We start from the raw sequence: 26,110 nt of genomic DNA on the forward strand, positions 1-26,110 counted from the left end.
TTGATATGACCATGTGACTCCTGGTGAAGTGGGCGCACAACGGGATCTCCCGTACCCCGAGGAGGATGTCCATGGCCTTCCGCACCTCCCCCTTCCGGCGTCGCCTGGCGCTCGCCGTCGTCGCCGGCCTCGGCCTCACCGCCGTCGCCACCGGGCCGGTCTCCGCGCGCCCGGCCCCGGACCCCGAGCCCGCCGCCGCCGAATACCGGGTGCTCGGCCCGCGTACCCTCGCCGACCGTAACGCCGTCGCCCGCACCGGCGCGGCCATCGACTCCGCCGAACACGGCGTGCTGTACGTCTCGGCGACCCGGTCCGAGGCTGCCGCGATCACCCGGCTCGGTTTCCGGCTGGAGCGGGAGACCACACCGGCTCCCGCCGAGGGGGCCGGCACCTACGCCTTCCCGCCGGCCGACTCGAACTACCACGACTACGCCGAGCTGACGACCGTGGTCAACCAGGTGGTCGCCGACCACCCGGCCATCGCCCGCAAGATCAGCATCGGTCGGTCGTACGAGGGCCGCGACCTGATGGCGGTGAAGATCTCGGACAACGTCGGCACCGACGAGGCCGAACCGGAGATCCTGTTCAACTCCCAGCAGCACGCCCGCGAGCACCTGACCGTCGAGATGGCGATCTACCTGCTCAACCTGTTCACCGACAGCTACGGCAGCGACTCGCGGATCACCAGCATCGTCAACTCCCGGGAGATCTGGATCGTCCCCACCGTCAACCCGGACGGCAGCGAGTACGACATCGCTACCGGCTCCTACCGGTCCTGGCGCAAGAACCGGCAGCCCAACAGCGGCGCCGTGGCGGTCGGCACCGACCTGAACCGCAACTGGGGCTACAACTGGGGCTGCTGCGGTGGCTCGTCCGGCTCGCCGTCCTCGACCACCTACCGGGGGCCGTCCGCCTTCTCCGCGCCGGAGACCAAGGCGCTGCGGGACTTCGTCAACAGCCGGGTCGTCGGCGGGGTGCAGCAGATCAAGGCCAACATCGACTGGCACACCTACTCGCAGCTGGTGCTCTGGCCGTTCGGCTACACCACCGCGAACACCCCCAGCGGGATGACCGCCGACCAGTACAACACCTTCGCCACCCTCGGGCAGCGGATGGCGGCCACCAACGGGTACACCCCCGAGCAGTCCAGCGACCTCTACATCACCGACGGCGACAGCCTCGACTGGATGTGGGCGACGCACAAGATCTGGGCGTACACCTTCGAGATGTACCCCGGGTCGTCCGGGGCCGGTGGCGGCTTCTACCCGCCCGACGAGGTGATCCCCGCCCAGACCTCCCGCAACAAGGAGGCGGTGCTGCTCCTGTCGGAGTACGCCGACTGTCCCTACCGGGTCATCAACAAGCAGAGCACCTACTGCTGACCCGTCGGACGTGACTCCGGGTGGGGTCCCGTAAGCCCCCGACGGGACCCCACCCGCCCCGCCCGACCAGACGATCTTCGCTGGTCGTGCGCTACCGTGGCACCCGATCGACCCGCAGCGAAGCCGGTGCGAAACCGGCGCTGTCCCGCAACTGAGATGCCCCACCGTGGTTCCCGGCCCGCCGGGGACCCACCCGGCGCCCGGCCCGAGTGGCCGGCGTCGTCGTGTGTGGGGACGAGCCAGGTCGCCTGCGGTCGGTCGCGACACGCGCTCTCGAGGAAGGGCGCCTCGTGGACGGGTACGCCAGCGGCCCTGTCGGCGAAGCACCACGCTCCTCGACCGACAGGAGGACCGATGTCCCGACGTACCCCCCGGCTGTTCGCCGCGACCCTCGCGGTGGCCGCCCTCGCCCTCGGCGCGTGCGCCGAGAAGACCTCCGACGACGCCCCCGCCGCCGGCAGCAGCTCCGGCGCGGCAGCCTTCCCGGCCACGGTGGGCAACCTCACCCTGGACAGGCGGCCCGAGAAGATCATCTCGTTGTCGCCCACCGCGACCGAGATGCTCTTCGCCATCGGGGCCGGCAAGCAGGTCACCGCCGTCGACGACCAGTCGAACTACCCGGCCGACGCGCCCAAGAGCGAGCTGTCCGGCTTCCAGCCCAACGCCGAGGCGATCGCCGGCAAGAACCCCGACCTGGTGCTGCTCGCCAACGACACCAACAAGATCGTCGCCCAGCTCACCGCGCTGAAGGTCCCGGTGCTGCTCACCCCGGCGGCGGCCACCCTCGACGACTCGTACCGGCAGCTCACCGACCTGGGCACGCTCACCGGCCACCCGACCGAGGCGGCCGACGTCACCGCCCGGATGAAGGACGAGATCGGCAAGCTCACCAAGGACCTGCCGCAGCGGTCCACCAAGCTGACCTACTACCACGAGCTGGGGCCGGAGCTGTACAGCGCGACCAGCAAGACCTTCATCGGTTCGATCTACGCGCTGGCCGGTCTGGAGAACATCGCCGACGCCTCCGACGCCGACGGCAAGAACGGCGGCTACCCGCAGCTCTCCCAGGAGGTCATCGTCAAGGCGAACCCGGACTTCGTCTTCCTGGCCGACGTGAAGTGCTGCCAGCAGAGCGCCGACACGGTCAAGGCCCGCAGCGGCTGGGCCGGCGTCACCGCCGTCAAGAACAACCAGGTCGTCGCCCTCGACGACGATGTCGCCTCGCGCTGGGGGCCGCGCGTGGTCGACCTGCTCCGGTCGATCGTCGACGCCACCGCCAAGGTGCCGGCGTGACGGTCCACCACCGGTGACCGTGCGCTCCACCGACCCCGGCCCGGCCGGGACGCCCGACGCGTCCCGGCCGCCCGGCGTGCCCGACCCCGGCCCGGCCGCCGCCGCAACCTCCCCGGCCGGGTCCCGCCCGGCCGGGTCCGCGTCCGCCCCGGGTCGACGGACCGCCGCCGGGTGGGTCCGCACCCCGAAGGTCGCCGCCGGTACGCCCCGACCGGCCGGGCTGCGTAAGCGCTGGCTCGCCGCCGGGGTGCTCGCCGTGCTGGTCGCCCTGGTCGCCGGGGTGTCCCTCGGCCCGGTCGGCCTGCCGCCCGGCAGCGTCGCCGCCGAACTGCTCAACCTGCTGCCCGGGGTACGCCTGGACAGCGGGCTGACCGAACGCGAGATCGCCATCGTCACCGAGCTGCGGCTGCCTCGGGTGGTGCTCGGCCTGCTCGTCGGTGGTCTGCTGGCCCTGGCCGGCGGCTGCTACCAGGGTGTGTTCCGCAACCCGTTGGCCGACCCGTACCTGCTGGGGGTGGCGGCCGGCGCGGGGCTCGCGGTGACCGCCGTAATCACGCTGGGCGGCGTCGGGGCGGGCGGGGCGCTGACCGGGATGCCGGTCACCATCCCGCTCGCCGCCTTCGTCGGCTCGCTCGGGGCGGTCGCCCTGACGTACCTGCTCGGGGCGGCCGGCGGACGGGACCGGTCACCGGCCACCCTGATCCTGGCCGGGGTGGCGGTGTCGGCGTTCCTCGCCGCCGGGCAGACGTACCTGCTGCAACGGCACTCCGACAGCATCCAGCAGGTCTACTCCTGGTTGCTCGGGCGGCTGGGCACCGCCGGCTGGGGCGACGTCCGGCTGATCCTGCCCTACTTCGTGCTGACCGCCGTCGTGGTGCTGCTGCACCGGCGGGAACTCGACGTGCTCTCCGTCGGCGACGACGAGGCGGCCAGCCTCGGCCTGCACCCGCAACGCTCCCGCTACCTGCTGATCGCCGCCGCCTCACTCGGCACCGCCGCCGCCGTCTCCGCCTCCGGGCTGATCGGCTTCGTCGGGATCATCGTGCCGCACACCGTACGGCTGCTGGCCGGGTCGAGCTACCGGGTGATCCTGCCGCTGTCGATGCTCTTCGGCGGGGCGTTCCTGGCGCTGACCGACGTGGTCGCCCGGACCGCCGCCGCCCCCGCCGAGATCCCGATCGGCGTGGTGACCGCCCTGCTCGGCGGCCCGTTCTTCGTCCTGGTCCTGCGCACCGCCCGCCGGGTCTTCCCGTGAGCGCGAGAGTGAGCCGGGTTTGCGAGCCCCGCAGTCGCGAACAGAGGTGGCCCCGTGAGCGCGAGGAGTGAGCCGGGTTTGCGAGCCCCGCAGTCGCGAACAGAGGTGGCCCCGTGAGCGCGAGGAGTGAGCCGGGTGTGCGGACCCCGCAGGCGGGGGTGCCGGCGGTCGAGGTGCGGGGGCTGCACGTGCGGTTGGGCGGGGCGATGATCCTGGCCGGCGTCGACCTGACGGTCACCCCGGGCGAGTGGGTCACGGTGATCGGGCCGAACGGCGCCGGCAAGTCGACGCTGCTGCGTGCCGTCGGCGGCCTGCTACCCGCCCCCGGCGCGGTCTCGCTGTTCGGTACGCCGTCCGGCGCGCTGCGTCGCCGCGACCGGGCCCGGGTGGTGGCGACGGTGGCGCAGTCCCCGGTGGTGCCGGCGGGCATGTCGGTGTTCGACTACGTCCTGCTGGGGCGGACCCCGTACATCGCGCCGTTGGGTCGGGAGTCGGCGGCCGACCTGGCCGCCGTGCACGACGTACTCGACCGGTTGGATCTGACCGGGTTCCACCGGCGGGAGCTGGCCACCCTCTCCGGCGGGGAGCGCCAGCGGGTCTTCCTAGCCCGGGCGCTCGCCCAGGGTGCCACCCTGCTGCTGCTGGACGAGCCGACCAGCGCGTTGGACATCGGCCACCAGCAGGAGGTGCTGGAGTTGGTGGACCAGCTCCGCCGGGCGCACGGCCTGACCGTGCTGGCCACCATGCACGACCTCTCCGTGGCCGGTGAGTACGCCGACCGGATGGTGCTGCTCGCCGACGGCCGGGTCGTCGCGGCGGGCCCGCCCGACGAGGTGCTCACCGAGGAGTTGCTGTCCCGCCACTACCGGGCCCGGGTCCGGGTCATCCCCGGCGACCGCGGCCCCCTGGTGGTCCCCACCCGCCCTGAGTCGTCACGGCCGTGAAGCTCACCGCTGTCCGGCGGCATCCGTCTGGAGCAGGGAGAAGCGGGCACCCTGGGGGTCGCGGAGGGTGGTGCGGCGGCCCAGGAGGGTGTCCCGGGGTGGGGTGAGGATGGTGCCGCCGAGGGTGGTGGCGCGGGCGGCGGTCGCGTCCACGTCGGCCACCGCGAAGAACACCGACCAGTACGCGGGCCGGTCGGCAGGCGGGTCGCCGCCCGGCGTCGGCAGCATTCCGGCCACGATCCGTGCCCCGCACCGCCAGCCGGTGTAGCCGGGCCCGGCACTGGACTGCTCCTCGGGATGCCAGCCGAAGACCAGCTCGTAGAAAAGCACCGCACCCTCCGGGTCCGGGCTGACCAACTCGTTCCAGCACATCGCCCCGGGATCGTCGCGCAACTCCGCCCCGGGCATCCGCATGGGCTGCCAGACGCTGAACACTGCGCCGGCCGGGTCGGCGAAGACCGCCATCCGGCCGGCGTCGAGCACGTCGAACGGGGCGACCAGCACCTGCCCGCCGGCTGCCTCGACCCGGGTGGTGACCAGATCGGCGTCGTCGGTCGCCACGTACGTCGACCAGACCGGCACCTGGTCCGGGTCGGCCGGTGGGCCGGCACCCGCCACCGCCCGGCCGTCCCGGCGGAAGGTGGTGTAGCCGGCGGCCTCGGGTTCCGGCGCGATCCGGCCGGTCCAGCCGAACAGCTCGGGGTAGAACCGCCGGGCGGCGTCCAGGTCGGGGGTCGCCAGGTCGGTCCAGCAGGGCGTGCCCGCGGCGACGGTGCTCACGTCGGCCCCTCTCGGCTGCGGGGGCGTGCCGGTGGGACGCCCTGCCGGCATCGTGGCACCGCTCGCCGGCCACCGGGCCGAACCGGCGAAAGGTCAACTGAACCGGCGACCCTCGTCGCGCCGGTACGCCCAGCCGGAGACCGCGGCGAGCAGCACGATCCAGACGCCGAGCATGGTCAGGGCGAGCGGGTCGGGTCGCCAGTCGCCGACCGCCGCCCACATCAGCTCGACCGCCCCCCGGGTGGGCAGGAACGGCGCGATCACCTGGATGAAGCCGGGGGCGTCGCCGGGGGCGGAGAGCAGGCCGCCACCGAAGGCCAGCGGGAAGAAGATGACCTGCGCGACCACGATCGCCGCCTTGCTCGGCAGCGAGTAGCCGATGGCGAGACCCAGCAGGGTGAACGGCACCGATACGACCGCCACGGTGAGCGCGCCGAGCAGCAGCCCGACCGGGGTGACCCGGGCGGCCGTGGCGACCGTCGCGATGATCACGACGGGCAGCATCGACAGGTAGGTCAGCACCAGCCCGGCCAGGATCCGCCCGGCCAGTCGGGGTCCCGGCCCGGCGGGCAGGGTCCGGGTGTACGGGTTCCAGGGTTGGTCGCGGTCCTCGGCGACGCCGATGCCGTACTGGAAGATGTTGGCGCTCATCACCGCGAAGGTGACCATCGCGGCGGTGGCGTAGGTGGCGCCGGTCGGGTCGTCCCCGGCGAACGGGACGACGAAGAAGAGCATCGCGGCGGCGGGGAAGAAGGCGCTGCCGACCACGGCGACCGGGATGCGGATGATCTCCAGTAGCTGGTAGCGGGCGTGGACCAGGGTGAGCGGCACGGCGTCGACTCCTCAGGCGGTGGGTCGGCCGCCGGCGGCGGCGCTGGTGGCGGTGGTCCGGGCGGCGCCGGCCGGGCCGGCGGTGGCCCCGGTGGCGGTGCTGGTGGTGGTGCCGGCCGGGCCGGTGCCGGTGGTGGTGATGGCGAGGAACGCCTCCTCCAGCGAGGTGGGGCGGACCTCCAGTTCGCGGAACGCGACCCCGGCGGTGACCAGGTCACGGACCAGTTGGTCGGCGTCGGTGGTGAGTAGGTGGGTCCGGCCGTCGGTGCGCTCGGTGGCGACCACACCGGGCAGCGTGGGCAGGTCGTCGGCGGTCAGGCTGACCCGGCGGACGCCGACGATGCCCCGGATCGCGTCGACGGTGTCGTCGGCGAGCACCCGGCCCTGCCCGAGCACCACCACCCGCTGCGCCAGCGCCTCCACCTCTTCGAGGTAGTGGCTGCTCAGCAGCACCGTCCCGCCGTCGGCGTGGAACGACCGGATCGCCTCCCACAGGGTGTGCCGGGCCTCGACGTCCAGCCCGGTGGTGGGCTCGTCCAGGACGACCAGCCGGGGCCGGCCGACGAACGCCAGCGCGACGGCGAGCCGCCGCCGTTGCCCGCCGGAGAGCCCGCCGGTCTGTCGTCGCACCTGGTCGGTGAGGCCGAACCGGTCGAGCAGTTCGGCCCGGGGCACCGGGTCGGGGAAGTGCGCGGCGACGAAGTCGATCACCTCGCCGACCCGGAGGGTGCCGGGCAGGCCGGTCTCCTGCGGGGTGACCCCGAGCTGCCGCCGGGCGGCCGGCTGGCGGGGGTCGCCGCCGAAGAGTTCGACCCGGCCGGCGGTGGGCCGGCGCAGCCCGACCAGCATGTTGATCAGGGTGCTCTTGCCGGCGCCGTTGGGCCCGAGTAGGCCGACGAGTTCGCCGGCGTGGACGGTCAGGTCGACCCGGTCGAGGGCAAGGACGTCGCCGTACCGGCGGGTGGCCTGGTCGGCGTGGGCGAGGATCATCGGGTCTCCCTGGGGTCGGGCGGGTCGAGCAGGGCGCGGATGTTCTCGGTGTACTCCTCGAACGCCCGCCGCCCGCGCCGGCTGAGCCGGACCAGGGTGGTCGGGGTGCGTCCGCGGTGGGTCTTGTCGATCTCGACGTAGCCGGCGTCCTCCAGCTTGCGCAGGTGGACGGAGAGGTTGCCGGGGGTCATCGCGAGCAGTTCCTGGAGGCGGGGGAAGGTGATCCGGTCGCCGTCGGCGAGGGTGGCCAGGGTGACCACCACCCGCAGCCGGGCCTGGGCGTGGATGACCGGGTCCAGTTCGCTCATCCGTGGCGCTGCCGGGCGAGCGCACCTGCCACCAGCATCCCGCCGCCGCCGGCCACCGAGACCACCAGGGCGTGCCAGCCGGGGCCGGCGAGCACCCCGACGATGTTGACCGCGGTGAGCCAGACGCCGAGGCGGAACAGCGTGCGGTCGAGCCAGATCGCGCCGCCGGCCATGTGCAGCGCGCCGGTCAGCGCCACCGACAGCGCCGACCAGAGCAGCCCGGCGAGGTCGTGCGGCAGGCTGTCGGTGACCCGGCCGAGGATCAGCGACAGGCTCAGGAACCCGAGCCCCCAGGATGCGCCGTACCAGCTGCCGCGTCGGGCCGACTCACCGGCGACGTGCCGGTAGGCGCGGGCGCTGCCCACCCCGAAGACCGCCGCCGCGGCGGCGAGCAGCACGAAGAGCAGGGTCAGCGGCAGCCAGGCGGGCATGGCGACAAGCGTCCGGCCGTCGGGGGAGAAGCGCAGGAAGTAGACCCCGAAGCCGATCAGCCAGGCGAACCCCCACGGCCAGTAGTGCACCCGGGGGTCGGGTTCCAGCCGTCGGGCGGTGCTGGCCCGTTGCTCGCGGATCAGTCGCATCGCGTCGGCGGCGTCGAGCGGGGCGGTGTCGCCATCCGTGGTCATGCAAACTACTTTAAAACACAAAGTCCAGCCGCTGGCACGCCGGGTCCGCCACCGGACAGCGGCTGCCCACCCCGACGCGGCGGCAGCGCGGTGGGCCGACCGGTGCGGTGGCAGTGTTATGGGCCGACCGGTGCGGTGGCAGTGCTGCGGGCCGATCGGCACGGCGGGCCGACCGGCACGGCGGAGGATGTCCGGGTGGGCCGGCCGTCGCCGACGCCGGCACTGTCAGGGGACGCCGGTCGGGGTCAGGCCGCCGGTGGCTCGGCCAGCGGGCCGGGCAGCGGCGCGGTGTGCAGCACCGACAACCCGGACACGGCCCGGGTCAGCGCCACATAGAGGCGGTGCAGGCCACGCTGCTCGGCGGCCACGATCGCGGCCGGCTCCACGACCACCACGTGGTCGTACTCCAGGCCCTTGACCAGGGTCGCGGGGACCACGGTGACCCGCGCCGAGGCCGCCACGTCGTCGGCGGTCGCGGTCGGCACCCCGGCGGCGGCGAGCGCCGCGCGCAGCCCGTCCACCGCGTCGTCGGCGGCGATCACCCCGACCGAGCCGTCGTGCCCGAGCGCCGCGCGCACCTCGGCCACCGTCGCCGCCGCCAGATCGGCCACGGCACGCACGTCGAGCGCGCCGTCGTGGCGCAACGACACCGCCGGGGGTACGTCGACAGCCAGCGCCGGCAGCAACCGGTTGGCGAACGCGACCACCACGGCGGGCACCCGGAAGCCGACGCTCAGCGGCACCACCACCGCGTCCGGCTTGCCCAGGTGGGCCAGGGATTCCCGCCAGTCGGTGGCCGCCCACGGGGCGGTGCCCTGGGCCAGGTCGCCGAGCAGGGTGATCGAGCCGTGCTCGCTGCGGCGGGCGATGGCCCGGCACTGCATCGGGGAGAGATCCTGCGCCTCGTCGACGACCACGTGCCCGAAGCCGGTGGTCCGTTCGATCAGCCCGGCCGCCTCGTCGATCAGCACCGTGTCGGCGGCCGTCCACCGGGTCGCCTTCGGCGTCCGGCCCAGCTTCGTGCCGCGCAACAGGGCCTGTTCCCCGTCGGTGAGCAGTCCGTCGGCGGCGGTGGCCAGAACGTCCGGATCGCCGAGCACGGAGTGCACCAGCCCCTCGGGGGTGAGCGCCGGCCAGGCCGCGTCGAGGAAGGCGGTCACCGGGCGGGCCTTCCCCATCCGGCGCAGCCAGGCGTCGCCCGGCGACTCGGCCCGGCGGGCCTCGGCCTGGCGTTGCAGCAACCCGACCACCCGGGCCCGGACCCGCTCCCGCCCGGTGTCGTACGGCAGGCCCTCCCGGCGGGTCTCCTCGATCATCCGGTGCAGCGGGTCCAGGCCGATCCGCCAGCGGAACGAGCCGTCCGACACCATGATCGGCTCGGTGGGCGCGGTGATCAGGGCGTCCGCCGCGCGCCGGAGCACCCCGGCCATCCGGGGGTCGTGCTTGAGGGCGGCCACCGCCGGGTCGTCGACCGCCCGGACGGGCACCCGGGCGACCAGGTCCTCCACGGTGGCCTGGGCCACCTCGACCTCGCCGAGGGCGGGCAGCACCGCCGCGATGTACGACAGGAACGCCCGGTTCGGGCCGACGATCAGCACCCCGGCCCGGCGCAGCCGCTCCCGGTGCAGATAGAGCAGGTACGCGGCGCGGTGCAGCCCGACCGCCGTCTTGCCGGTGCCCGGCGCACCCTGGACGCAGATCGAGTCGGCCAGGTCGGCCCGGACCAGCTCGTCCTGCTCGGGCTGGATGGTGGCGACGATGTCCCGCATCGGCCCGACCCGGGGACGTTCGATCTCGGCGGTGAGAATCCGGCTGGTGGTGCCCAGCTCCTCGCCCCGGTCCAGGTGCTCGTCCTCGAAGCTGGTCAGCGCCCCGGCGCTGAACCCGAACCGCCGTCGTACGGCGATCCCCTGCGGGTCGCGCGCGCTGGCCCGGTAGAACGCGCGGGACACCGGGGCCCGCCAGTCCAGCACCAGCGGCTCGCCCCGCTCGTCGGTGACGTGCCGCCGGCCGACGTGGTAACCCCGGCCGGCGTGCTCGGGGTCGGTGGGGCCGAAGTCCAGCCGGCCGAAGAAGAGCGCGGTGGCCGGGTCGTCGGCCAGTTCGGCGACCCGCCGGGCCAGGTGCCGACCGAGCTGCTCGGCGGTGTACGCGTCCCCGGCGACCTTGTCGCCGGTGGCGAAGAGCGACTGGGCGCGTTCCCGCATCCGCCGCAGGGCGAGCCGGGAGGTCTCCAGGTGGGCCTGCTCGGTGCTGAGTTCTGTTTCGAGGCGGGTGGGTGCCGGCTGTGCCGGTTCGGGGTGTGTCCTGCCGCGTTCGTCGGTTGCGGGCACGGTGATCCTCTTCGGCGGTCGCGATCGGCTCGCCCGCGTATCCAGGACAGGTCCTTGGCGCGTGGGGACGTCCGCTGCGGTGCTACCTCACCACGGCCGTCGAGCGGTCAACCAGCGTACGCCCCGCCCAGCCTCCCGCTCCACCCAATTTCCTCCGTCCGGGGCCGGTCACGTCGAGCATGCGGTGGCAAAAGGCGGCGAGGCGCTGACCGGTGACCGCCCGTTTCCGTTCGAGATCGACACCCGCGCCCTGCTGCGTCGCCGGTAGGGGGACGCCCGCCCTGGTGGGGCGACCGGGTGCTGGCCGGGGTCCCGGGCAGGCGGGATCATGGGGTCATGACCGAGCCGCACCCCGAGCCGCGCCGGATGACGATCAGCGACCCACAGGTGATGCGGGCGCTGGCCCATCCGGCCCGAATTGCGATCATGGAGTACCTGAGCACGCGCGCGGAGGGCGGGACGGCCACCGAGCTGGCCGAGATCACCGGGCTGTCGCCGAGCGCGACCAGCTACCACCTGCGGGCCTTGGCGAAGTTCGGCCTGGTCGAGCAGGCACCCAGCCGGGGCGACGCGCGGGAACGGGTGTGGCGCGCGTTCAGCCAGAGTTGGCTGGTCGAGGCCGGGCAGGGGGCCGGCCCGGAGGCGCGGGCGGCCGAGCAGGCGCTGGTCGAGGCGCACTCGGCCCGGGACGCCGAGCGGATGCGGACGTGGCTGCGGCACGCTGCCGACGAGCCCGCCGAGTGGTATCGCGGTGCCCTGTTCAGTGACTCGTTGCTGCTGCTCACCGCCGAGGAACTGGCCGGGCTGAACGACGCGGTGATGGCGTTGTTCGAGCCGTACCGGCAGCGGAACCGGTTGGCCGACCCGCCGTCCGACGCCCGTGCCGTCGCGGCCCAGTACCGCACGATCCCCCTCTAGAGACCCGCCTCCGCCTCCGCCTCCGGTCCATCCGCCCCTGGTCCCGTCCCGGCCTGGTCCGGTTCGCCATGTCGCTGATGTAGCGGTATCGGGGCGGTCGAATACCGCTACATCGATGACCAAGAGTTGATCAACCATGGATGGGGGTTGCTTCGATCAGTTGTGAAGGATTATTTTCGAAGCATGTCCTTCACAACTGACGGGTCGCGCTGGTCCGACGTCTGGATCGCCGTGACCGCCCGCGGCACCACCATCTGCGGGGACTTCCTCGCCGCCACCGCCCTGGCGCTGGCTCTCCAGTCCGCCGGGGCGAGCGGCCTGGCCGTCTCCGGGCTGCTGCTGGCGGCCACCCTGCCGCTGGTGCTGTGCGCGCCGCTGGCCGGTCGGCTCGCGGACCGGGTCGACAGCCGTACCCTGCTGGTCACCGTCGGGTCGATCCAGACGGTGATCTGCGTCCTGCTCGCCTTCGCCACGCAACCGGTGGTCGTCATCGGGCTGGTCGCCCTGCTCGCCTGCGGGCTCGCCGTCACCCAGCCCTGCCTGGCGGCGCTGCTGCCGGCGATGGTCCGCCCCGGCGACCTGCCCCGGGCCAGCGCCGTCAGCCAGACCGCCGGCTCGCTCGGTGCGCTCGCCGGGCCGGTGCTCGCCGGGCTGCTGGTCGGGGAGTTCGGCACCCGCGTACCGCTGCTGTTGGACGCCGTCAGTTACCTGGCGCTGGTCGGCGCGGGCCTGCTGCTGCGCACCCGGCGGGGTGGCCGACGGACGGTGACCGCGACCGTCGGCACCGGTCCCGCCCCGGCCTGGCGGCTGCGCGCGGACCCGCTGATGCTCGCCCTGGTGGTCAGCACGGCGGCGGTGATCACCGCGATCGGCGGCATCAACGTGGTCGAGGTGTTCTTCATCCGGGAGACGCTGGACTCCTCGGCCACCGTCTACGGCCTGGTCGGGGCGGCCTGGATGGCCGGCATGCTGCCCGGCAGTTGGCTGGCCGCGCGGGTGGCCCGCCGGCTCACCGACGACGGTGCACTCGTCCAGGGGGTGCTCGCCACGCTCGCCGGGTGCAGCCTGGTGGTGGTGCTCGCCGCGACCGTGCCGACGGCGGCGCTGCTGGTGCCGCTCTGGCTGATCGGCGGCGCGGCCAACGGCGGTGACAACGTCTTCACCAACGTGCTGACCGCCCGGCGGGTACCCGAGGCGCTGCGGGCCCGCGCGTACGCCGTCATCGGCGCGGCGGTCCAGGGCGGCTCGATGGCCGGCTATCTGATCGGCGGCGCGTTGCTGGCGGTGCTCCCACCGCGCCCGCTGATCGCCGCCGCCGGGATCGCCGGCCTGCTGGTGGTGCTGGCGTTCGTGCCGGTGGTCACCCGGGCGGTGCGTCGCTCCCGCCCCGACCCGCTCACCTCGACGTGGATCGGGGACGGGCCACCGCTGTCGGGGACCGCCGAACCGACGCGGGTCGGGGGCCCGGGGGCGGTGTCGGCCGGGGGCGTGGGGCCGGCGCGGGCCGGGAACGGTGGGCCGACGCCGGGGGACGTCGGTGCGGTGGGGGCGGGCCCGTCGGTCGAGGCAGGCCCTCCGACGAGGGGAGACGGTGCGGGCTTGGCCACTCCCCGGGGCTCCCGGTGAGCCGGTAGGGACCGGCGAGGATACGGTCGGGTCATGGCTGAGCGCGTGGCACGCCCCCGGGTCGGGCACATCCAGTTCCTCAACTGCCTGCCGATCTACTGGGGGCTGATGCGCTCCGGCGCGCTGCTCGACGTCGACCTGCACAAGGACTCGCCGGACCGGCTCAGCGCCGCGTTGATCGCCGGTGACCTGGACATCGGCCCGATCTCCCAGGTGGAATACCTGCGGCACGCCGACGAACTGCTGCTCCTGCCGGACCTGGCGGTGGGCAGCGACGGGCCGGTGCTCTCGGTCAACGTGGTCTCCACCAGGCCGCTGGCGGAGCTGGAAGGTGGGCGGGTCGCCCTGGGCTCGACCTCGCGTACGGGGGTGCTCCTGGCCCAGCTCCTGCTCGCCGACCGGTACGGCGTCCACCCCGAGTACTTCCGCTGCCCGCCGGACCTGACCCAGATGCTCCTGGAGGCCGACGCCGGGGTGCTCATCGGCGATGTCGCGCTGCGCGCCCTCTACGAGGCGCCCCGTCGGGGGTTGGAGGTGACCGACCTCGGTCAGGCGTGGCGGGAGTGGACCGGCCTGCCGATGGTCTTCGCCGTCTGGGCGGTCCGCCGCGACTTCGCCGCCGCCCATCCGGGCCTGGTCAAGGAGGTGCACGAGGCGTTCCTGCGCTCCCGTGACCTGTGCCTGGCCGAGTTGGACCAGGTGGCCGAGGCGGCGGCCCGGTGGGAGCCGTTCGACGCGGCGACCCTGGCGACGTACTTCCGTACCCTCGACTTCTCGCTGGGTGCACGGCAGGTCGCCGGCCTGCGCGAGTTCGCCCGCCGCGCGGCGGCGACCGGCGAGGCCCCCGCCCTGCCCGAGGACGGCCCGGAGTTCTTCGCCGGCTGACTTCCCGGCCAGGCCGACGGTCCGCCCCGGCCCCTCGTCGACCCGGCGTGCCCTGACGGTCTTGTGGGGCGCCACAGCGGTATCCCCGATCGGGGATACCGCTACTTCAGCGAACCGGAGTCGATCAGCGGCAGCGACCGTGGGTCGGTCGACCCGGTTCAGGTGGCGGGCTGGAGCAGGGCCTCGGTGATCTTCTGGCAGTTCTTCATGCCGTAGTCGTAGCCCAGGTTGATCGGGTAGCGGACCATCACGCCCATCGTCCAGGTGCCGCCGATGGCCAGGCAGTTGATGTGCATCTCCTGCTCGCGGGTCCGGTCGATCCAGCCGTTCTTGATGGCGATCTTCTTCTGCTCGGCCGCCGGGAACGCCTTACGGATGCCGAAGTCACCGGAGCCCCGGACCAGCTTCATCTCGTTGATCAGCCACTTGGTCCAGGTGGGGCCGGCGGCGCGGCCGTCGGCGATGCAGTTGCCGAGCCGGGCGGCGTCGCGGGGGGAGAGGTTGGTCCGGCTCCAGCCGCCGTCGGCGGCCACGCTGCTGTCGGTCAGCTTGCAGGTCGAGATCAGCCGCTTGATCGACGCGGACCGGCCGACGCCGTTGTAGAACTGCTCGGCCCGGGTGTTGTCGCTGTCCCGGATGATCTTGGTGGCGTCGGCGAGCTTGGCGTCGCTCGGGGTCTGCCCCGCCTCGGCCGCCCGGCGCAGGTAGTCGGCGACGATCCACGACTTGATCAGCGAGGCGGTGGTGCTGGTCTCGCCCATGTTGTCCGAGCCGATGATCTTGCCGGTCCGGCGGTCCAGGACGCTCCAGGCGTACCAGCCCCGGATGTCGAGGTCGAGGTCCCGGTCGGCGAAGGGCAGCGGCGTCAGCGAGGGAGTCGGGGACGGTGCGGGGGTGGGGCGGTCGTGCCGGTCGGCCGCCGAGTCGGAGCGGGCCGCGCTGGACGAGTCACCCCAGCGCGAGGCGGCGGTGGACTCCAGCGGCGAGCCGGGCAGCAACCGCAGCGAGACCAGCACCAGACCGATCAGGATCGCGGCCACGGCGACCAGCTTCACCGGCTGGTTGTCGTGCCGGCCGCGCCGCCTGCCCCGCCGGCTGCCCGCCATCAGAGCTTCCCGACGGGCTGCTGCGGCACCTTGAGCGCGGCACCGGGCTGCGGGGTGACCAACTGGGTGGCGACGCTGGCGCACACCTTCGCACCGTACGCCAGTCCGCGCGAGCGGGGGTATCGCAACATCACGGCGAGGCTCCACTTGTCGGTGACGGCGAGGCAGCTGACGTGCCAGTTGCCGTCGTAGCTGAGGATGGTCCAGCCGTTCTTCATGGCGACCGGACCCTGCGCCTTGATCTCGGCGGGCAGGCCGTCGATGATGCCCCACCTGCCGCCGCCGGAGCGGGCCTGCTGCTTGGTCACGCTGCCCCGGACCTGGGCCATCTCGTTCAGCACCCACTTGGTCCACTTGGGGCCGGCGGCCTTGCCGTCGGCGATGCAGTCACCGAGCCGGGTGGCGTCGCGGGGGGACATCCGGGTGAAGCTCCACCAGCCCTCGTAACCGGGGACGTTGCCGCGCTTGGTGTCGGTGAGGCCGCAGATCCTGATCGCCCGAATGAGCACCTGGCTGGGCTGGCCACCCGGCAGGGCCTTGTACGACCCGCCGGCCGCCGAGTAGACCCGGTTGGCCGCGTCGTCGTTGCTGTCCCGGATGGCCAGGCTGGCGTTCTTCTTCATCGCCGCCGGTGGCTCCTTGTCGCCGAGTTGGCGCAGGTAGTCGGCGACGATCCAGACCTTGAACATCGACTCGGTGGAGCTGGTCGAGGTCATGTTCCTCGAGCCCGAGAGCTCGCCGGTCTTGCGGTCCATCAGGGCCCAGCTGAAGAACGCCCCCTTGAAGTCCACCGTGACCGGAGCGGCGGCCAGGGTGGGGGCCGGCGGCGCGGTGGGCGCGGGGGCGGGCACCTTCTCCGCCGTGCCGCCGCCGATGCCGCCGGTCGCGTCGTCGCCGGAGAGCTTGGCGTACGCGGCCGGCACCAGCAGGCCGGTGCCGAGCAGTACCGCCAGAACGGCGAGCACCATGATCACGCGAGATCGCATGAGTGGGTGAACTCCAGATGTCAGGGCCGGGGGGACCGGCTGTTTCCGAGGGTGTCGGCTCGATCGCCGAGGCCGGGGGGTATGGCCTCTGTCTCGGGTGGCGATCGTCGGCAGCCGATCGGTGGTGACCGGGGAAGTCTACGTCCGGACAGCCGACGCGCCAGAATCCGACGCACGGCAAACTGCCGGTAAGTCGAGATAAAGGCATGATATGCGGCGCTTTGTAGCATTCATCTTTGATCAGTGACCCAAGTCATAGCGGGAAGCGTGCCCTAGTGTTGACCGAGAGTGTTCGCCTGGTAACGGAAGGGGCTTCGCAAATCCTGTTACACCCTCTGGTGTCACGGGCAGCGAGCTGTAACACTTGACGAATGTATGGCAACGACTTCGCCCCGGAGGAGGACGCGCCCGGTGGTGGCCTGCTCGGTCAGGTCGAGGCCGCCGAGGCGGCGCTGCGCGAGGCGGCGGCCCGCACCCGGGAGGCTGCCCCCGCGCCCGGCGAGGATCCGGCGGCGTACTTCGCCGACGTGATCGACGCCGACCAGAAGATCGAACCGCGCGACTGGATGCCCGACGCCTACCGCCGGACCCTGGTCCGGCAGATCGCCCAGCACGCCCACTCGGAGATCATCGGCATGCAGCCGGAGGGGAACTGGATCAGCCGGGCCCCCTCGCTCAAGCGCAAGGCCATCCTGCTGGCCAAGGTGCAGGACGAGGCCGGTCACGGCCTCTACCTGTACGCCGCCGCCGAGACCCTGGGCGTCAGCCGGGACGAGCTGGTGGAGTTGCTGCTCGACGGCCGGCAGAAGTACAGCTCGATCTTCAACTACCCCACCCTCACCTGGGCCGACGTGGGGGCGATCGGCTGGCTGGTGGACGGCGCGGCGATCGTCAACCAGGTCCCGCTCTGCCGCTGCTCCTACGGGCCGTACGCGCGGGCGATGATCCGGGTCTGCAAGGAGGAGTCGTTCCACCAGCGGCAGGGCTTCGAGATCCTGCACACCCTGTCGTACGGCACCCCGGCGCAGCGGGCGATGGCACAGGACGCGCTCGACCGCTGGTGGTACCCGTCGCTGGCGATGTTCGGCCCGCCGGACGGTGACTCCACCCACTCGGCGCAGTCGATGGCCTGGAAGATCAAGCGGTTCTCCAACGACGAGCTGCGGCAGCGCTTCGTCGACATGTGCGTGCAGCAGGCGGAGATCCTCGGCCTCACCATCCCTGACCCCGACCTGCGCTGGAACGACGAGCGGCAGGCGTACGACTTCACCCAGCCGGACTACGACGAGCTGATGCGGGTGATCAAGGGGGAGGGCCCGTGCAACCGGCAGCGGATGGAACACCGCCGCCGCGCGCACGCCGACGGCGCGTGGGTACGCGAGGCTGCCACGGCGTACGCCGCGAAGCAGCGGGCCGAGTCGCAGCGGGAGAAGGTGGCCGCGTGAGCGCGCCCAGCGAACCACCCCGGGTCCCGGCGACCTCGCCGCTGTGGGAGGTCTTCGTCCGGGCCCGACGTGGGCTGTCACACACCCACGTCGGCAGCCTGCACGCCCCCGACGCCGAGCTGGCCCTGCACAACGCCCGCGACCTCTACACCCGCCGGCAGGAGGGGGTCTCCATCTGGGTGGTGCCGGCCGGCGCGATCATCGCGTCCAGCCCCGACGAGAAGGACGCCTTCTTCGACCCGGCCGCCGACAAGGTCTACCGCCATCCCACCTTCTACGAGGTGCCGGACGGGGTGGACCACCTGTGAACGGCCCGTTCGAGTTCGCCCTCGCCCTCGGCGACGACGCGCTGGTGGCCGCCCAGCGGCTCGGCGAGTGGGCCACCCGCGCGCCCGAGATGGAGGAGGACATCGCGCTGGCCAACATCGCCCTCGACCAACTCGGCGCGGCCCGCCTGCTGCTGTCGTACGCGGGTGAGCTGGAGGGCGCCGGCCGGGACGAGGACGCGTTGGCGTTCCTGCGCGACGACCGGGAGTTCCGCAACTGTCTCCTGGTCGAGCTGCCCAACGGCGACTTCGCGATGAGCATGGTCAAGCTGCTGCTGCTCTCGGCCTACCAGGTGCCGCTCTACACCGCGCTGGCCGGCTGCGCCGACGAGCGGCTCGCCGCGATCGGCGCGAAGGCCCGCAAGGAGTCGGCCTACCACCTGGACCACTCCGCGCTGTGGGTGAAGCGGCTCGGCGACGGCACCGACGAGTCGCACCGTCGCGCCCAGGCTGCGGTGGACCAGCTCTGGCCGTACCACCACGAGCTGTTCACGGCGGACCCGGCGGCGCCGGTGGACCCGGCCACCCTGCGGGCCGACTTCGACGCGGTGGTCTCCCCGGTGCTGGCCGAGGCCACCCTGACCCGGCCGGCGACCGGCTGGACGCCGGGCGGTGGCCGGGACGGCGTGCACACCGAGCACCTGTCGTTCCTGCTGGCCGAGATGCAGGTGCTGCACAGGGCGCATCCGGGGGCGCAGTGGTGAGCCGGCCGGGCCGGGGGTGGCACCGGGTGACCGACCCCAGGGCGGCCGTGGCGGCGGTGGTGGACCCGGAGATCCGGGTGATCACCATCGACGAGTTGGGCATCCTGCGGGCGGTCGACGAGGACCCGACCACCGGCCGGGTGCTCGTCACGATCACCCCCACCTACACCGGCTGCCCGGCGATGGACGTGATCCGGGCCGACATCCGCCGGGCGCTCGCCGCCGCCGGCCATCCCGGGGCCGAGGTCCGTACCGTCTTCAGCCCGGCCTGGAGCACCGACTGGATCTCCGCCGAGGGGCGGGCGAAACTCGCCGCCGCCGGCATCGCCCCGCCGGCCCCGGTCGGCTCGGTCGGCGGTGTGCCGGCGTCGGCCGTGTCGGCGGCCCGCGTCGGGCCGGTGGGCGGTGGGCCGGCACCGGGTCGCTCGGCGGGCGTCGTGCCGCTGACCCTGGCGGTCCGCTGCCCGCGCTGCGGGTCACCGGAGACCGAGCAGGTCAGCCGGTTCGGTTCCACCGCGTGCAAGGCGCTCTGGCGCTGCCGTTCCTGCTCCGAACCCTTCGACCACCTGAAGGCGCTGTGACTGTCACCATCACCCGCCCGGTCCGTCGCCGACCGGCCTTCCACCCGCTGGCGGTCAGCGCCGTCGACCGGCTCACCGACGACGCCGTGGCGATCACCTTCGCGGTGCCCGATGAGTTGCGGGCGACGTTCGCCTTCGCCGCCGGCCAGCACCTGACCGTCCGCCTGCCCGCCGCAGCCGCGCCCCCCGCCGCACCGGGTGCAGCCGGGACAGCCGGTGCGACCACCGCCGTGCCGGCCGGTGCCGTGGCCGACCCGACCGGCGGCCCGGCTGCGGACGTCGCCGCCGGTGCGGACGTGCGGCGGTCGTACTCGATCTGCTCGACGCCCGAGGAGTTGGCCCGGCACGGCCGGTTGCGGATCGGGGTGCGGGAGATCCCCGGCGGCGCGTTCTCCAGCTACGCCTGCGGCGCGCTGCGGTACGGCGACACCGTCGACGTGCTGCCCCCGCTGGGGCACTTCACCACCGCGTTCGCGCCGCAGCGGGCGCGGCACTACGGCGCGGTGGTCGCCGGTTCCGGCATCACCCCGGTGCTCGCGCTGGTCGCGACCGCCCTGGCCGTCGAGCCGGCCAGCACCTTCACCCTGGTGTACGGCAACCGTACGGCCAACACGGTGATGTTCGCCGAGGAGTTGGCCGACCTGAAGGACCGCTACCCGACCCGGCTGCACCTGGTGCACGTGCTGTCCCGCGAGCCGGGCGAGTCACCGCTGCTGTCCGGTCGGATCGACGCCGACCGGCTGGGTCGGCTGCTGGACACCATCGTGCCCGGCGACGCGATCTCCGAGTGGTTCCTCTGCGGCCCCTACCAGCTGGTGCTGGACGCGAAGGCGGTGCTGACCGACCGGGGGCGGCCGGAGTCGGCGGTGCACACCGAGCTGTTCCACGTCGACGCCCCACCGGAGCCGGTCCGCCGGGCCGACGCGGCGGCCGGTGGCGCGGAAGTGACGATCATGCTGGACGGCCGGTCGTCGCGGTTCACCATGGGCCGGGACGAGCGGGTGCTGGACGCGGCACTGCGGGTGCGCGGCGAGCTGCCGTACGCCTGCAAGGGCGGGGTCTGCTCGACCTGCCGGGCGAAGGTGGTCCAGGGTGCGGTGACGATGGCCCGCAACTATGCCCTGGAGCCGGACGAGGTGGCCGCCGGCTACGTGCTGACCTGCCAGTCCAGCCCTGTCACCGACACCCTCACCGTCGACTACGACGGGTAGGCGGGCTTTCGGTCCCGCGGGTGCAGGACTTCGCTTCGTCGCGTGGCGGAGACCGAGGAACCGTCGACTGGCGGAACGACCGCGCAGGCATGTCCCTGGTCGCCTCCGCCCTGGTGGAGGTCGAGGCCCGAGAGTCCGGCGGCATTGCGTGTTTGCCCGCGACGGCGACTGGCCCGGCGGTGTTACGGTCACGCCAGCAGCGCCGGCCGGGGTAGGAGCACCATGGAAAAGAGACACGTCGTCACGTTGGTCGTCGTACTGGCGGCCATGGCGGTCGTCGGCGCGGTCGGCGGCAACTACCTGGCGACCCGGAACAACAGCGCGGCGACGGACCGCACCGTGGATGCCGGCAGCACCGTGGACGCCAGCCGGCAGACGGGCGGCCCCGAGGCCAGCGGGGGAGCCGCCCCGGCTGAGCCGCCGGCGCAGCCGTCATCCGGCGTTCCCACGGGCCCGTCCGGCTCGTCGGGGGACGGGCCAGCGCAGACGTACCGGCTCGACCGGGGTCTCTACGACCAGTCGTCGATGACGGTCACCGTGGTCAGTGCCGAGGTCACCGGAAGCAAGCTGCGGCTGAACCTGCGGTACCGCAACAGCTCGGTGAGCCCGTGGACGCTGAACTGCCCGACCGTCGCCGAGGACCGCGAGTTGGTGCAGCTCACCCTGGCCGGCGGCAAGACTGTGCGCCCGGAGAGCACCTACTGCTCCACCACCCGGCCCGGTGAGTCGTTCGACCTCGCACCCGGCCGCGAGCTGACCAGTTGGGCCGTGTTCCCGGTGGCGCCGCAGGCCGGCTCGCCCTTCGAGCTGTCCTGGTACGACTTCCCCGCCAGCGGCCTCACCCTGCGCTGACCCGCCCCGACCACCGGCACCCTGTCAGTGCCGGTAGGGGTCGGTGAGGTCGTCGCGAGGTGCAGGGCGCTGACCACGCGCTCGGGAAGCCCTGCCCGGCGTGTCCGGCCGTCGAGCAGTTCCCACAGGCGGCCGGTAGGCATGGTGGCGTGTGGGGTGGTCAGTCGCCCTCGCGTAGGTGTGCGGTCCAGTAGGTGAGGTCGGAGTAGTGCTCCGTCAGGGCGACCGGCTCGCCGCAAGCCTCCTCGATCAGCTTGACCGCATCGTCCAGGTGCCCCGGACTGCCGTCCCAGTCCTCGTCGCGGAACAGGTGCAGCCCGACCTCGCCCCGGTCGTCACCGAGCGCCTGCGCCGCGTCGGGTGACACCAGCACCACCGTGTAGCGGGCGGCCTCCCGCTCGGCCTCGCTCGGCGGCTCCGGCTCGTCGCGTCTGCGCCGCCGGAACCGCTCGACCACGGACGGGATGGGACCGGGCGAGTCGTCCGGGTCGTACGGCCGTAACCAGGCGGGTGAGGGGCGGACGGTGTTCGAGGCAGTCACTTCGACGCTCCTTCATCTTCTGAGCAAGACTTGGATCGAATAGCAATTTGCGATTATGGTGGGGTTGCATAGGGTGAGCTGTCAATAGCGATCGGTGGGGAGTCCTGGTGGCGAAGCAGAGCGCGCCGACCGTGGTGGGCCGTGGGCTGGGTGGCGAGCTGCGGCAGATGCGGCGGGCCAGACGCCTGACCGGCTCGGGGGTGGCGACCCAACTCGGCTGGCAGCCGTCGAAGCTCTCCCGGATCGAGACCGGCCAGCAGGGCATCCGGCTGGAGGAGATCGCCGCGCTGCTGGCCATCTACGGTGTCGTCGGCGAGGAGCGCAAGCGGTTGCTCGACATGGCCAGACGCGGCCGGGAGCCGGGCTGGTGGGAGACGCACTCGGTCGGCCTGACCCCGTGGTCGCGTACCTTCATCCGGTTCGAGGCTGAGGCGACCCGGATCGTGGGCTGGCAGCCGTTGCTGGTGCCGGGCCTGCTCCAGTTGCCGGAGTACACCAGCGCCCTGATGAAGGCGTGTGGGGTGGCCCCGGCGGACGCCCAGGCGCGGGTTGCGGCCCGGCTGGGCCGGCAGGCGATCCTGGCCCGGGACGAGCCGCCGGAGCTGAGTCTGGTCATCGACGAGATGGTGCTCCGTCGGCCACTCGGCGGTCGCCGTCTGATGGCCCGGCAGCTCCACCACCTGATCGAGGTGGCCGATCGGCCGAATCTGACCCTTCAGGTGGTCCCGCTTGCGTGCGGCGGACACTCCGGGTTGGACGGAGCGTTCGTCCTGTTCGACTTCGACCGGCTCCCGCCGGTGGTGCACCTGGAGCACAGGATCTCCAGCATCTTCCTGGAGAAGCCCGATCAGGTGGACGTGTTCCGTCGGGAGGCGGATACGCTGGCGAGGTCGGCATTGAGCCCGGCCGAATCGATGAACTTGATAGCCCAGGTCGCGGTGGAGCACGAGCGGGAGTGAGCCGCAGATGGTGATCGCAGAATTGTCGGAGGCCACGTGGCGCAAGTCGACCCGCAGCGGCTCCGACACCGACTGTGTCGAGGTGGCTGCGGTGGCGCATGTGGTGGGGGTGCGGGACTCCAAGGATCGGTCCGGTCCGGTGCTGGCCTTCGACCGGCGGTCCTGGGCCGCCTTCGTCGCCGACCCGCCGGCGCGCTCCGGGGTCTGAAGGCCGGTCTTCCGGCGTCCTGATCGTTGGGTCAGCAGCGCGACACGGCCGAGCAGGCACAGTCCTGGCAGCACGATCATGCGCGTTCCTTCCGTCCTGCGCCGTTGCCGAGTTCTCCTGGAGATCGACGACATTCGGCAACGCGGTGCGGAGGGCGGATCACGCCCGAGGAAGGGCTGTTGCTCTACGCCAAGGCGTCGCCCGGACCGGTGCTGGCCTTCGGCAGCCGGTCGTGGCGGATGGCGGCCTGTGAGCAGCCGGTCAGGGGTACGTGGAAGCACCGGCCCTACCGGAGACGGTCGTACGGGTCGATGATCTCCGTGGGGCGTAGGGCCGGGGTGGCGTGCTCACGCAGCGCGGTCGAGGCGACGTAGTACCTACCCCGGGTCTGACCGCGTTGTTCCAACAGGCCCGATCGCAGCAGTGCTCGGAGGTCACGGACGGCTTGGTCGTCGGTGAGGGACTCGTCCTGCTGATAGACGGTCCGGCGCACCCTGCCGCCGGTTGCCGCGAGTTGCAGGGCGCTGACCACGCGTTCGGGCAGCCCGTCCTGGCGTACCCGGTTGTCGAGCAGTTCCCAGAGCCGGGCGGCCTGGTCGATACGTTGCCGGACCAACTGTGCCTGTTGGTGGTGCGCGCTCAGGCAGAATCGGATCCACGGGCCGGTGTCGTTCGCGGGTTGCCAGGTTGAGCCGCCCACTTCGGCCAGCACGTCGTAGTAGGCGTAGGTGTTCCGGCCGGCACCGAGCCACTCCTCGATCGAGGAGAACTCGGGCGCGAGCACGCCGTCGCGGGCAAGCACCAGAGTGTGCAGGCACCGCGACATCCGGCCGTTCCCGTCGCGCCAAGGATGGATCTTGACCAGGTTCAGGTGTGCCATCGACGCGCGGACGAGGAGAGGGATGTCGGGTTCTGCACCGCCGAGCCAGTCGATCAGCTCGGAGACCAGGGACGGCACCTCGTCGGCGTCCGGCCCGGTGTAGACGCGCCGGCCGGTGTTGGCCTCATCGACATAGCTGTCCCCGGGTCGATACCGTCCGGGCCATTTGGTCAGTTCGTGTCGCATCATCATGAAGTGCAGGGCGTTGAGGAGCATGTGTTGCCAGGTGAACTCCCGGGACTGGCCCAGTTGTCGCACGTAGGTGAGTGCGTCGCGGTAGCCGGTGATGACATCCCAGGTGCCCGGACTGGTTTCCATCGGGTCTTCGCCGGTCACGGCGGCGACGGCATCGTCCAGCCCGACCTGGTAACCCTCGATCGAGTTCGACCCCTGGATCGCGCGGGCGATCAGGGACCTCCGCAGGTGTCCGCTCCACCGGCGTGGCTCGGCGACCTGGTAGCGAAGGGCCTCCCGCATCGCCTCCACCTCGGCGAGGACGCGCTCGTCCGCGCCCGTCAACGTGGGCGTCGAATACAACATGGGTTAATCATATAATCATTCCGGCATGATGCTTGAATTATTCAGGCATCATGCGTGGGATGTCGCGGCGGCCGCCTTCGTTGTCGGTGACCCGATCGGGCTTGGCGAGCCCTCGACGCTGGTGGTGCGGGGCGCGTCACGGGTCGGCGCACCACTGGGGGCCAGGGCGGAAGGTCGGCGTACGCTCGGTGGCGTGACGGCGAACCGGGAGATCGACGACATCCTGCAGCGTGGCGCGGACGGCGGGCGGATCACGCCCGAGGAGGCGCTGCTGCTCTACACCGAGGCGCCCTTCCACGCGTTGGGCGAGGCGGCGGACGCGGTACGCCGGCGGCGCTACCCGGACAACATCGTCACCTACCTGATCGACCGCAACATCAACTACACCAACGTCTGCGTGACGGCGTGCAAGTTCTGCGCGTTCTACCGCGCGCCCAAGCACGCCGAGGGGTGGACCCACCCGACCGAGGAGATCCTGCGTCGCTGCGGCGAGGCGGTCGAGCTGGGCGCCACCCAGGTCATGCTCCAGGGCGGCCACCACCCGGACTACGGGGTGGAGTACTACGAGGAGCTGTTCTCCTCGGTCAAGAAGGCGTACCCGCAGCTGGTCATCCACTCCATCGGGCCGAGCGAGATCCTGCACATGGCGAAGGTCTCCCAGGTGAGCCTGGATGAGGCCATCGCCCGGATCAAGACGGCCGGGCTGGACTCGATCGCCGGGGCCGGGGCCGAGATGCTCCCGGACCGGCCGCGGAAGGCGATCGCCCCGCTGAAGGAGTCCGGCGCGCGCTGGCTGGAGGTCATGGAACTGGCCCACCGGCAGGGCCTGGAGTCCACCGCGACGATGATGATGGGCACCGGCGAGACCAACGCCGAGCGGATCGAGCACCTGCGGATGATCCGCGACGTGCAGGACCGCACCCGGGGGTTCCGGGCGTTCATCCCGTGGACGTACCAGCCGGAGAACAACCACCTGAAGGGTCGCACCCAGGCCACCACGCTGGAATACCTGCGGCTGGTGGCGGTGGCCCGGCTCTTCTTCGAGACCGTGCCGCACCTGCAGGCGTCCTGGCTGACCACCGGCAAGGACGTCGGTCAGCTCGCCCTGCACATGGGGGTGGACGACCTCGGTTCGATCATGCTGGAGGAGAACGTCATCTCCTCGGCCGGCGCGCGGCACCGGTCCAACCTGCACGAGCTGATCGGCATGATCCGCTCGGCCGACCGGATTCCGGCCCAGCGCGACACCCTCTACCGCCGGCTGGCGGTGCACCACACCCCGGCCGACGACCCGACCGACGACCGGGTGGTGTCGCACTTCTCCTCGATCGCCATGCCCGGCGGCGGTGCCGGCCGTTCCCTGCCGCTCGTCGAGGCCCGCTGAGTCACCGGCCGGGCCCGGCGGCGGTCCCTGCCGCTCGTCCAGGCCCCGCCCGGTCACCGGCCGACGGCGCTCTCGGCCACTCGTCCAGGCCCGCCGGGTCGCCCCCGGGTGCGGCGGCGATGGCCGGAGCACGCTGATTGTCGCTCAGAGTTACTGATTCGGTCGCCGGGGTGACTGGCTGATCGGGTTCGGTGGTCGGCCCGGGGGCTATTCGTG

Annotated in this window: 25 protein-coding genes and 1 pseudogene; 16 read left to right on the plus strand and 10 right to left on the minus strand. The window is 72.5% G+C overall.

Annotated features, from left to right (window positions below; all coding sequences use genetic code 11):
- Positions 1-71 precede the first annotated feature (71 nt).
- From ACQP1S_RS02025 to ACQP1S_RS02040, 4 genes and pseudogenes are all read left to right on the plus strand, one after another.
- A pseudogene (locus ACQP1S_RS02025) lies at positions 72-1,379 on the plus strand (M14 family metallopeptidase); the annotation flags it as partial.
- A 357-nt stretch (positions 1,380-1,736) separates the two neighbouring features.
- On the plus strand, positions 1,737-2,675 hold the full coding sequence (locus ACQP1S_RS02030; RefSeq protein WP_432902392.1) for an ABC transporter substrate-binding protein: 939 nt from the start codon (positions 1,737-1,739) through the stop codon (positions 2,673-2,675).
- Between the two features lie 220 nt (positions 2,676-2,895).
- The gene (locus tag ACQP1S_RS02035; protein WP_091245239.1) at positions 2,896-3,930 is read left to right on the plus strand and encodes a FecCD family ABC transporter permease; all 1,035 of its coding nucleotides are present in this window, start codon (positions 2,896-2,898) and stop codon (positions 3,928-3,930) included.
- A 206-nt stretch (positions 3,931-4,136) separates the two neighbouring features.
- Positions 4,137-4,874, plus strand: a complete 738-nt coding sequence (locus ACQP1S_RS02040; RefSeq protein ID WP_432907721.1) for an ABC transporter ATP-binding protein — start codon at positions 4,137-4,139, stop codon at positions 4,872-4,874.
- 3 nt (positions 4,875-4,877) lie between these two features.
- Here the strand turns inward: ACQP1S_RS02040 and ACQP1S_RS02045 are convergent, their stop codons facing one another.
- From ACQP1S_RS02045 to ACQP1S_RS02070, 6 genes are all read right to left on the minus strand, one after another.
- The gene (locus ACQP1S_RS02045) at positions 4,878-5,654 is read right to left on the minus strand and encodes a VOC family protein (RefSeq protein ID WP_432902394.1); all 777 of its coding nucleotides are present in this window, start codon (positions 5,652-5,654) and stop codon (positions 4,878-4,880) included.
- Between the two features lie 93 nt (positions 5,655-5,747).
- Positions 5,748-6,485, minus strand: coding sequence for an ABC transporter permease (locus tag ACQP1S_RS02050; RefSeq protein WP_091244319.1), 738 nt, complete (start codon positions 6,483-6,485; stop codon positions 5,748-5,750).
- A gap of 12 nt (positions 6,486-6,497) precedes the next feature.
- Positions 6,498-7,475 (minus strand): ABC transporter ATP-binding protein, encoded by a 978-nt coding sequence (locus ACQP1S_RS02055; protein WP_432902397.1) that lies wholly within the window; start codon positions 7,473-7,475, stop codon positions 6,498-6,500.
- A complete protein-coding gene (locus tag ACQP1S_RS02060; RefSeq protein ID WP_432902399.1) occupies positions 7,472-7,783 on the minus strand; it encodes a transcriptional regulator in 312 nt (103 codons plus the stop codon). Before ACQP1S_RS02060 ends, ACQP1S_RS02055 begins: the two co-directional genes overlap by 4 nt.
- On the minus strand, positions 7,780-8,409 hold the full coding sequence (locus ACQP1S_RS02065; protein ID WP_432902401.1) for a transporter: 630 nt from the start codon (positions 8,407-8,409) through the stop codon (positions 7,780-7,782). Before ACQP1S_RS02065 ends, ACQP1S_RS02060 begins: the two co-directional genes overlap by 4 nt.
- A gap of 245 nt (positions 8,410-8,654) precedes the next feature.
- Positions 8,655-10,742, minus strand: a complete 2,088-nt coding sequence (locus ACQP1S_RS02070) for a HelD family protein (protein ID WP_432902403.1) — start codon at positions 10,740-10,742, stop codon at positions 8,655-8,657.
- A gap of 336 nt (positions 10,743-11,078) precedes the next feature.
- Here ACQP1S_RS02070 and ACQP1S_RS02075 point away from each other — a divergent pair, with 336 nt between their 5' ends.
- From ACQP1S_RS02075 to ACQP1S_RS02085, 3 genes are all read left to right on the plus strand, one after another.
- Positions 11,079-11,660, plus strand: a complete 582-nt coding sequence (locus ACQP1S_RS02075; protein ID WP_091244332.1) for an ArsR/SmtB family transcription factor — start codon at positions 11,079-11,081, stop codon at positions 11,658-11,660.
- Between the two features lie 183 nt (positions 11,661-11,843).
- Positions 11,844-13,286: an MFS transporter gene (locus tag ACQP1S_RS02080; protein ID WP_432902405.1), complete on the plus strand. Its 1,443-nt coding sequence runs from the start codon at positions 11,844-11,846 to the stop codon at positions 13,284-13,286.
- A 33-nt stretch (positions 13,287-13,319) separates the two neighbouring features.
- Positions 13,320-14,171, plus strand: a complete 852-nt coding sequence (locus ACQP1S_RS02085) for a menaquinone biosynthetic enzyme MqnA/MqnD family protein (RefSeq protein WP_091244341.1) — start codon at positions 13,320-13,322, stop codon at positions 14,169-14,171.
- A gap of 158 nt (positions 14,172-14,329) precedes the next feature.
- Here ACQP1S_RS02085 and ACQP1S_RS02090 read toward each other — a convergent pair whose 3' ends face one another.
- Both ACQP1S_RS02090 and ACQP1S_RS02095 read right to left on the minus strand, forming a co-directional pair.
- A complete protein-coding gene (locus ACQP1S_RS02090) occupies positions 14,330-15,277 on the minus strand; it encodes a hypothetical protein (protein WP_432902408.1) in 948 nt (315 codons plus the stop codon).
- Positions 15,277-16,263, minus strand: a complete 987-nt coding sequence (locus ACQP1S_RS02095; protein ID WP_432902410.1) for a hypothetical protein — start codon at positions 16,261-16,263, stop codon at positions 15,277-15,279. The genes ACQP1S_RS02090 and ACQP1S_RS02095 overlap by 1 nt, the downstream gene beginning before the upstream one ends.
- A 371-nt stretch (positions 16,264-16,634) precedes the next feature.
- Here ACQP1S_RS02095 and paaA point away from each other — a divergent pair, with 371 nt between their 5' ends.
- The 6 genes from paaA (at position 16,635) to ACQP1S_RS02125 (ending at position 21,382) form a co-directional block, all read left to right on the plus strand.
- Entirely contained in the window at positions 16,635-17,708 is a 1,074-nt protein-coding gene (paaA, locus tag ACQP1S_RS02100; RefSeq protein ID WP_432902412.1) for a 1,2-phenylacetyl-CoA epoxidase subunit PaaA, read from the plus strand.
- Entirely contained in the window at positions 17,705-18,016 is a 312-nt protein-coding gene (paaB, locus tag ACQP1S_RS02105; RefSeq protein WP_432902414.1) for a 1,2-phenylacetyl-CoA epoxidase subunit PaaB, read from the plus strand. Before paaA ends, paaB begins: the two co-directional genes overlap by 4 nt.
- Complete coding sequence (paaC, locus tag ACQP1S_RS02110; protein WP_091244362.1) at positions 18,013-18,738, plus strand: 1,2-phenylacetyl-CoA epoxidase subunit PaaC; 726 nt, start codon at positions 18,013-18,015, stop codon at positions 18,736-18,738. The genes paaB and paaC overlap by 4 nt, the downstream gene beginning before the upstream one ends.
- Before the next feature lie 26 nt (positions 18,739-18,764).
- A complete protein-coding gene (locus ACQP1S_RS02115) occupies positions 18,765-19,319 on the plus strand; it encodes a PaaD-like zinc ribbon domain-containing protein (RefSeq protein ID WP_091245242.1) in 555 nt (184 codons plus the stop codon).
- Complete coding sequence (locus ACQP1S_RS02120; protein WP_432902417.1) at positions 19,316-20,530, plus strand: 2Fe-2S iron-sulfur cluster-binding protein; 1,215 nt, start codon at positions 19,316-19,318, stop codon at positions 20,528-20,530. Before ACQP1S_RS02115 ends, ACQP1S_RS02120 begins: the two co-directional genes overlap by 4 nt.
- A 222-nt stretch (positions 20,531-20,752) precedes the next feature.
- Positions 20,753-21,382 carry a hypothetical protein gene (locus ACQP1S_RS02125; protein WP_432902419.1) on the plus strand — a complete coding sequence of 210 codons (630 nt, stop codon included), beginning with the start codon at positions 20,753-20,755 and terminating at the stop codon, positions 21,380-21,382.
- A 160-nt stretch (positions 21,383-21,542) separates the two neighbouring features.
- Here the strand turns inward: ACQP1S_RS02125 and ACQP1S_RS02130 are convergent, their stop codons facing one another.
- Positions 21,543-21,923, minus strand: a complete 381-nt coding sequence (locus tag ACQP1S_RS02130) for a hypothetical protein (RefSeq protein ID WP_432902421.1) — start codon at positions 21,921-21,923, stop codon at positions 21,543-21,545.
- A 107-nt stretch (positions 21,924-22,030) separates the two neighbouring features.
- On the opposite strand from ACQP1S_RS02130, the gene ACQP1S_RS02135 reads away from it, so the two are divergent.
- Together ACQP1S_RS02135 and ACQP1S_RS02140 are read left to right on the plus strand one after the other, a co-directional pair.
- Positions 22,031-22,882 carry a helix-turn-helix domain-containing protein gene (locus tag ACQP1S_RS02135; RefSeq protein WP_432902423.1) on the plus strand — a complete coding sequence of 284 codons (852 nt, stop codon included), beginning with the start codon at positions 22,031-22,033 and terminating at the stop codon, positions 22,880-22,882.
- Between the two features lie 7 nt (positions 22,883-22,889).
- A complete protein-coding gene (locus ACQP1S_RS02140; RefSeq protein WP_432902425.1) occupies positions 22,890-23,090 on the plus strand; it encodes a DUF397 domain-containing protein in 201 nt (66 codons plus the stop codon).
- Positions 23,091-23,376: 286 nt separating this feature from the next.
- Here the strand turns inward: ACQP1S_RS02140 and ACQP1S_RS02145 are convergent, their stop codons facing one another.
- Complete coding sequence (locus ACQP1S_RS02145) at positions 23,377-24,510, minus strand: Fic family protein (RefSeq protein ID WP_432902427.1); 1,134 nt, start codon at positions 24,508-24,510, stop codon at positions 23,377-23,379.
- A gap of 193 nt (positions 24,511-24,703) precedes the next feature.
- On the opposite strand from ACQP1S_RS02145, the gene mqnC reads away from it, so the two are divergent.
- Positions 24,704-25,894: a cyclic dehypoxanthinyl futalosine synthase gene (gene mqnC / locus ACQP1S_RS02150; RefSeq protein WP_363669732.1), complete on the plus strand. Its 1,191-nt coding sequence runs from the start codon at positions 24,704-24,706 to the stop codon at positions 25,892-25,894.
- Positions 25,895-26,110: the final 216 nt, after the last annotated feature.

The organism is Micromonospora matsumotoense, assembly GCF_050951065.1.
Lineage (GTDB): Bacteria > Actinomycetota > Actinomycetes > Mycobacteriales > Micromonosporaceae > Micromonospora > Micromonospora matsumotoensis.

Excerpts from the sequence above, each read along its gene's own strand:
- ACQP1S_RS02065 (WP_432902401.1), bottom strand. The coding sequence starts at position 8,409 with ATGACCACGGATGGCGACACCGCCCCGCTCGACGCCGCCGACGCGATG.
- ACQP1S_RS02095 (WP_432902410.1), bottom strand. The coding sequence starts at position 16,263 with ATGCGATCTCGCGTGATCATGGTGCTCGCCGTTCTGGCGGTACTGCTC.
- ACQP1S_RS02125 (WP_432902419.1), top strand. The coding sequence starts at position 20,753 with ATGGAAAAGAGACACGTCGTCACGTTGGTCGTCGTACTGGCGGCCATG.
- ACQP1S_RS02060 (WP_432902399.1), bottom strand. The coding sequence starts at position 7,783 with ATGAGCGAACTGGACCCGGTCATCCACGCCCAGGCCCGGCTGCGGGTG.
- ACQP1S_RS02030 (WP_432902392.1), top strand. The coding sequence starts at position 1,737 with ATGTCCCGACGTACCCCCCGGCTGTTCGCCGCGACCCTCGCGGTGGCC.
- ACQP1S_RS02075 (WP_091244332.1), top strand. The coding sequence starts at position 11,079 with ATGACCGAGCCGCACCCCGAGCCGCGCCGGATGACGATCAGCGACCCA.
- ACQP1S_RS02085 (WP_091244341.1), top strand. The coding sequence starts at position 13,320 with ATGGCTGAGCGCGTGGCACGCCCCCGGGTCGGGCACATCCAGTTCCTC.
- ACQP1S_RS02080 (WP_432902405.1), top strand. The coding sequence starts at position 11,844 with ATGTCCTTCACAACTGACGGGTCGCGCTGGTCCGACGTCTGGATCGCC.
- ACQP1S_RS02040 (WP_432907721.1), top strand. The coding sequence starts at position 4,137 with ATGATCCTGGCCGGCGTCGACCTGACGGTCACCCCGGGCGAGTGGGTC.
- ACQP1S_RS02145 (WP_432902427.1), bottom strand. The coding sequence starts at position 24,510 with ATGTTGTATTCGACGCCCACGTTGACGGGCGCGGACGAGCGCGTCCTC.
- ACQP1S_RS02090 (WP_432902408.1), bottom strand. The coding sequence starts at position 15,277 with ATGGCGGGCAGCCGGCGGGGCAGGCGGCGCGGCCGGCACGACAACCAG.
- ACQP1S_RS02140 (WP_432902425.1), top strand. The coding sequence starts at position 22,890 with ATGGTGATCGCAGAATTGTCGGAGGCCACGTGGCGCAAGTCGACCCGC.
- paaA (WP_432902412.1), top strand. The coding sequence starts at position 16,635 with ATGTATGGCAACGACTTCGCCCCGGAGGAGGACGCGCCCGGTGGTGGC.
- ACQP1S_RS02055 (WP_432902397.1), bottom strand. The coding sequence starts at position 7,475 with ATGATCCTCGCCCACGCCGACCAGGCCACCCGCCGGTACGGCGACGTC.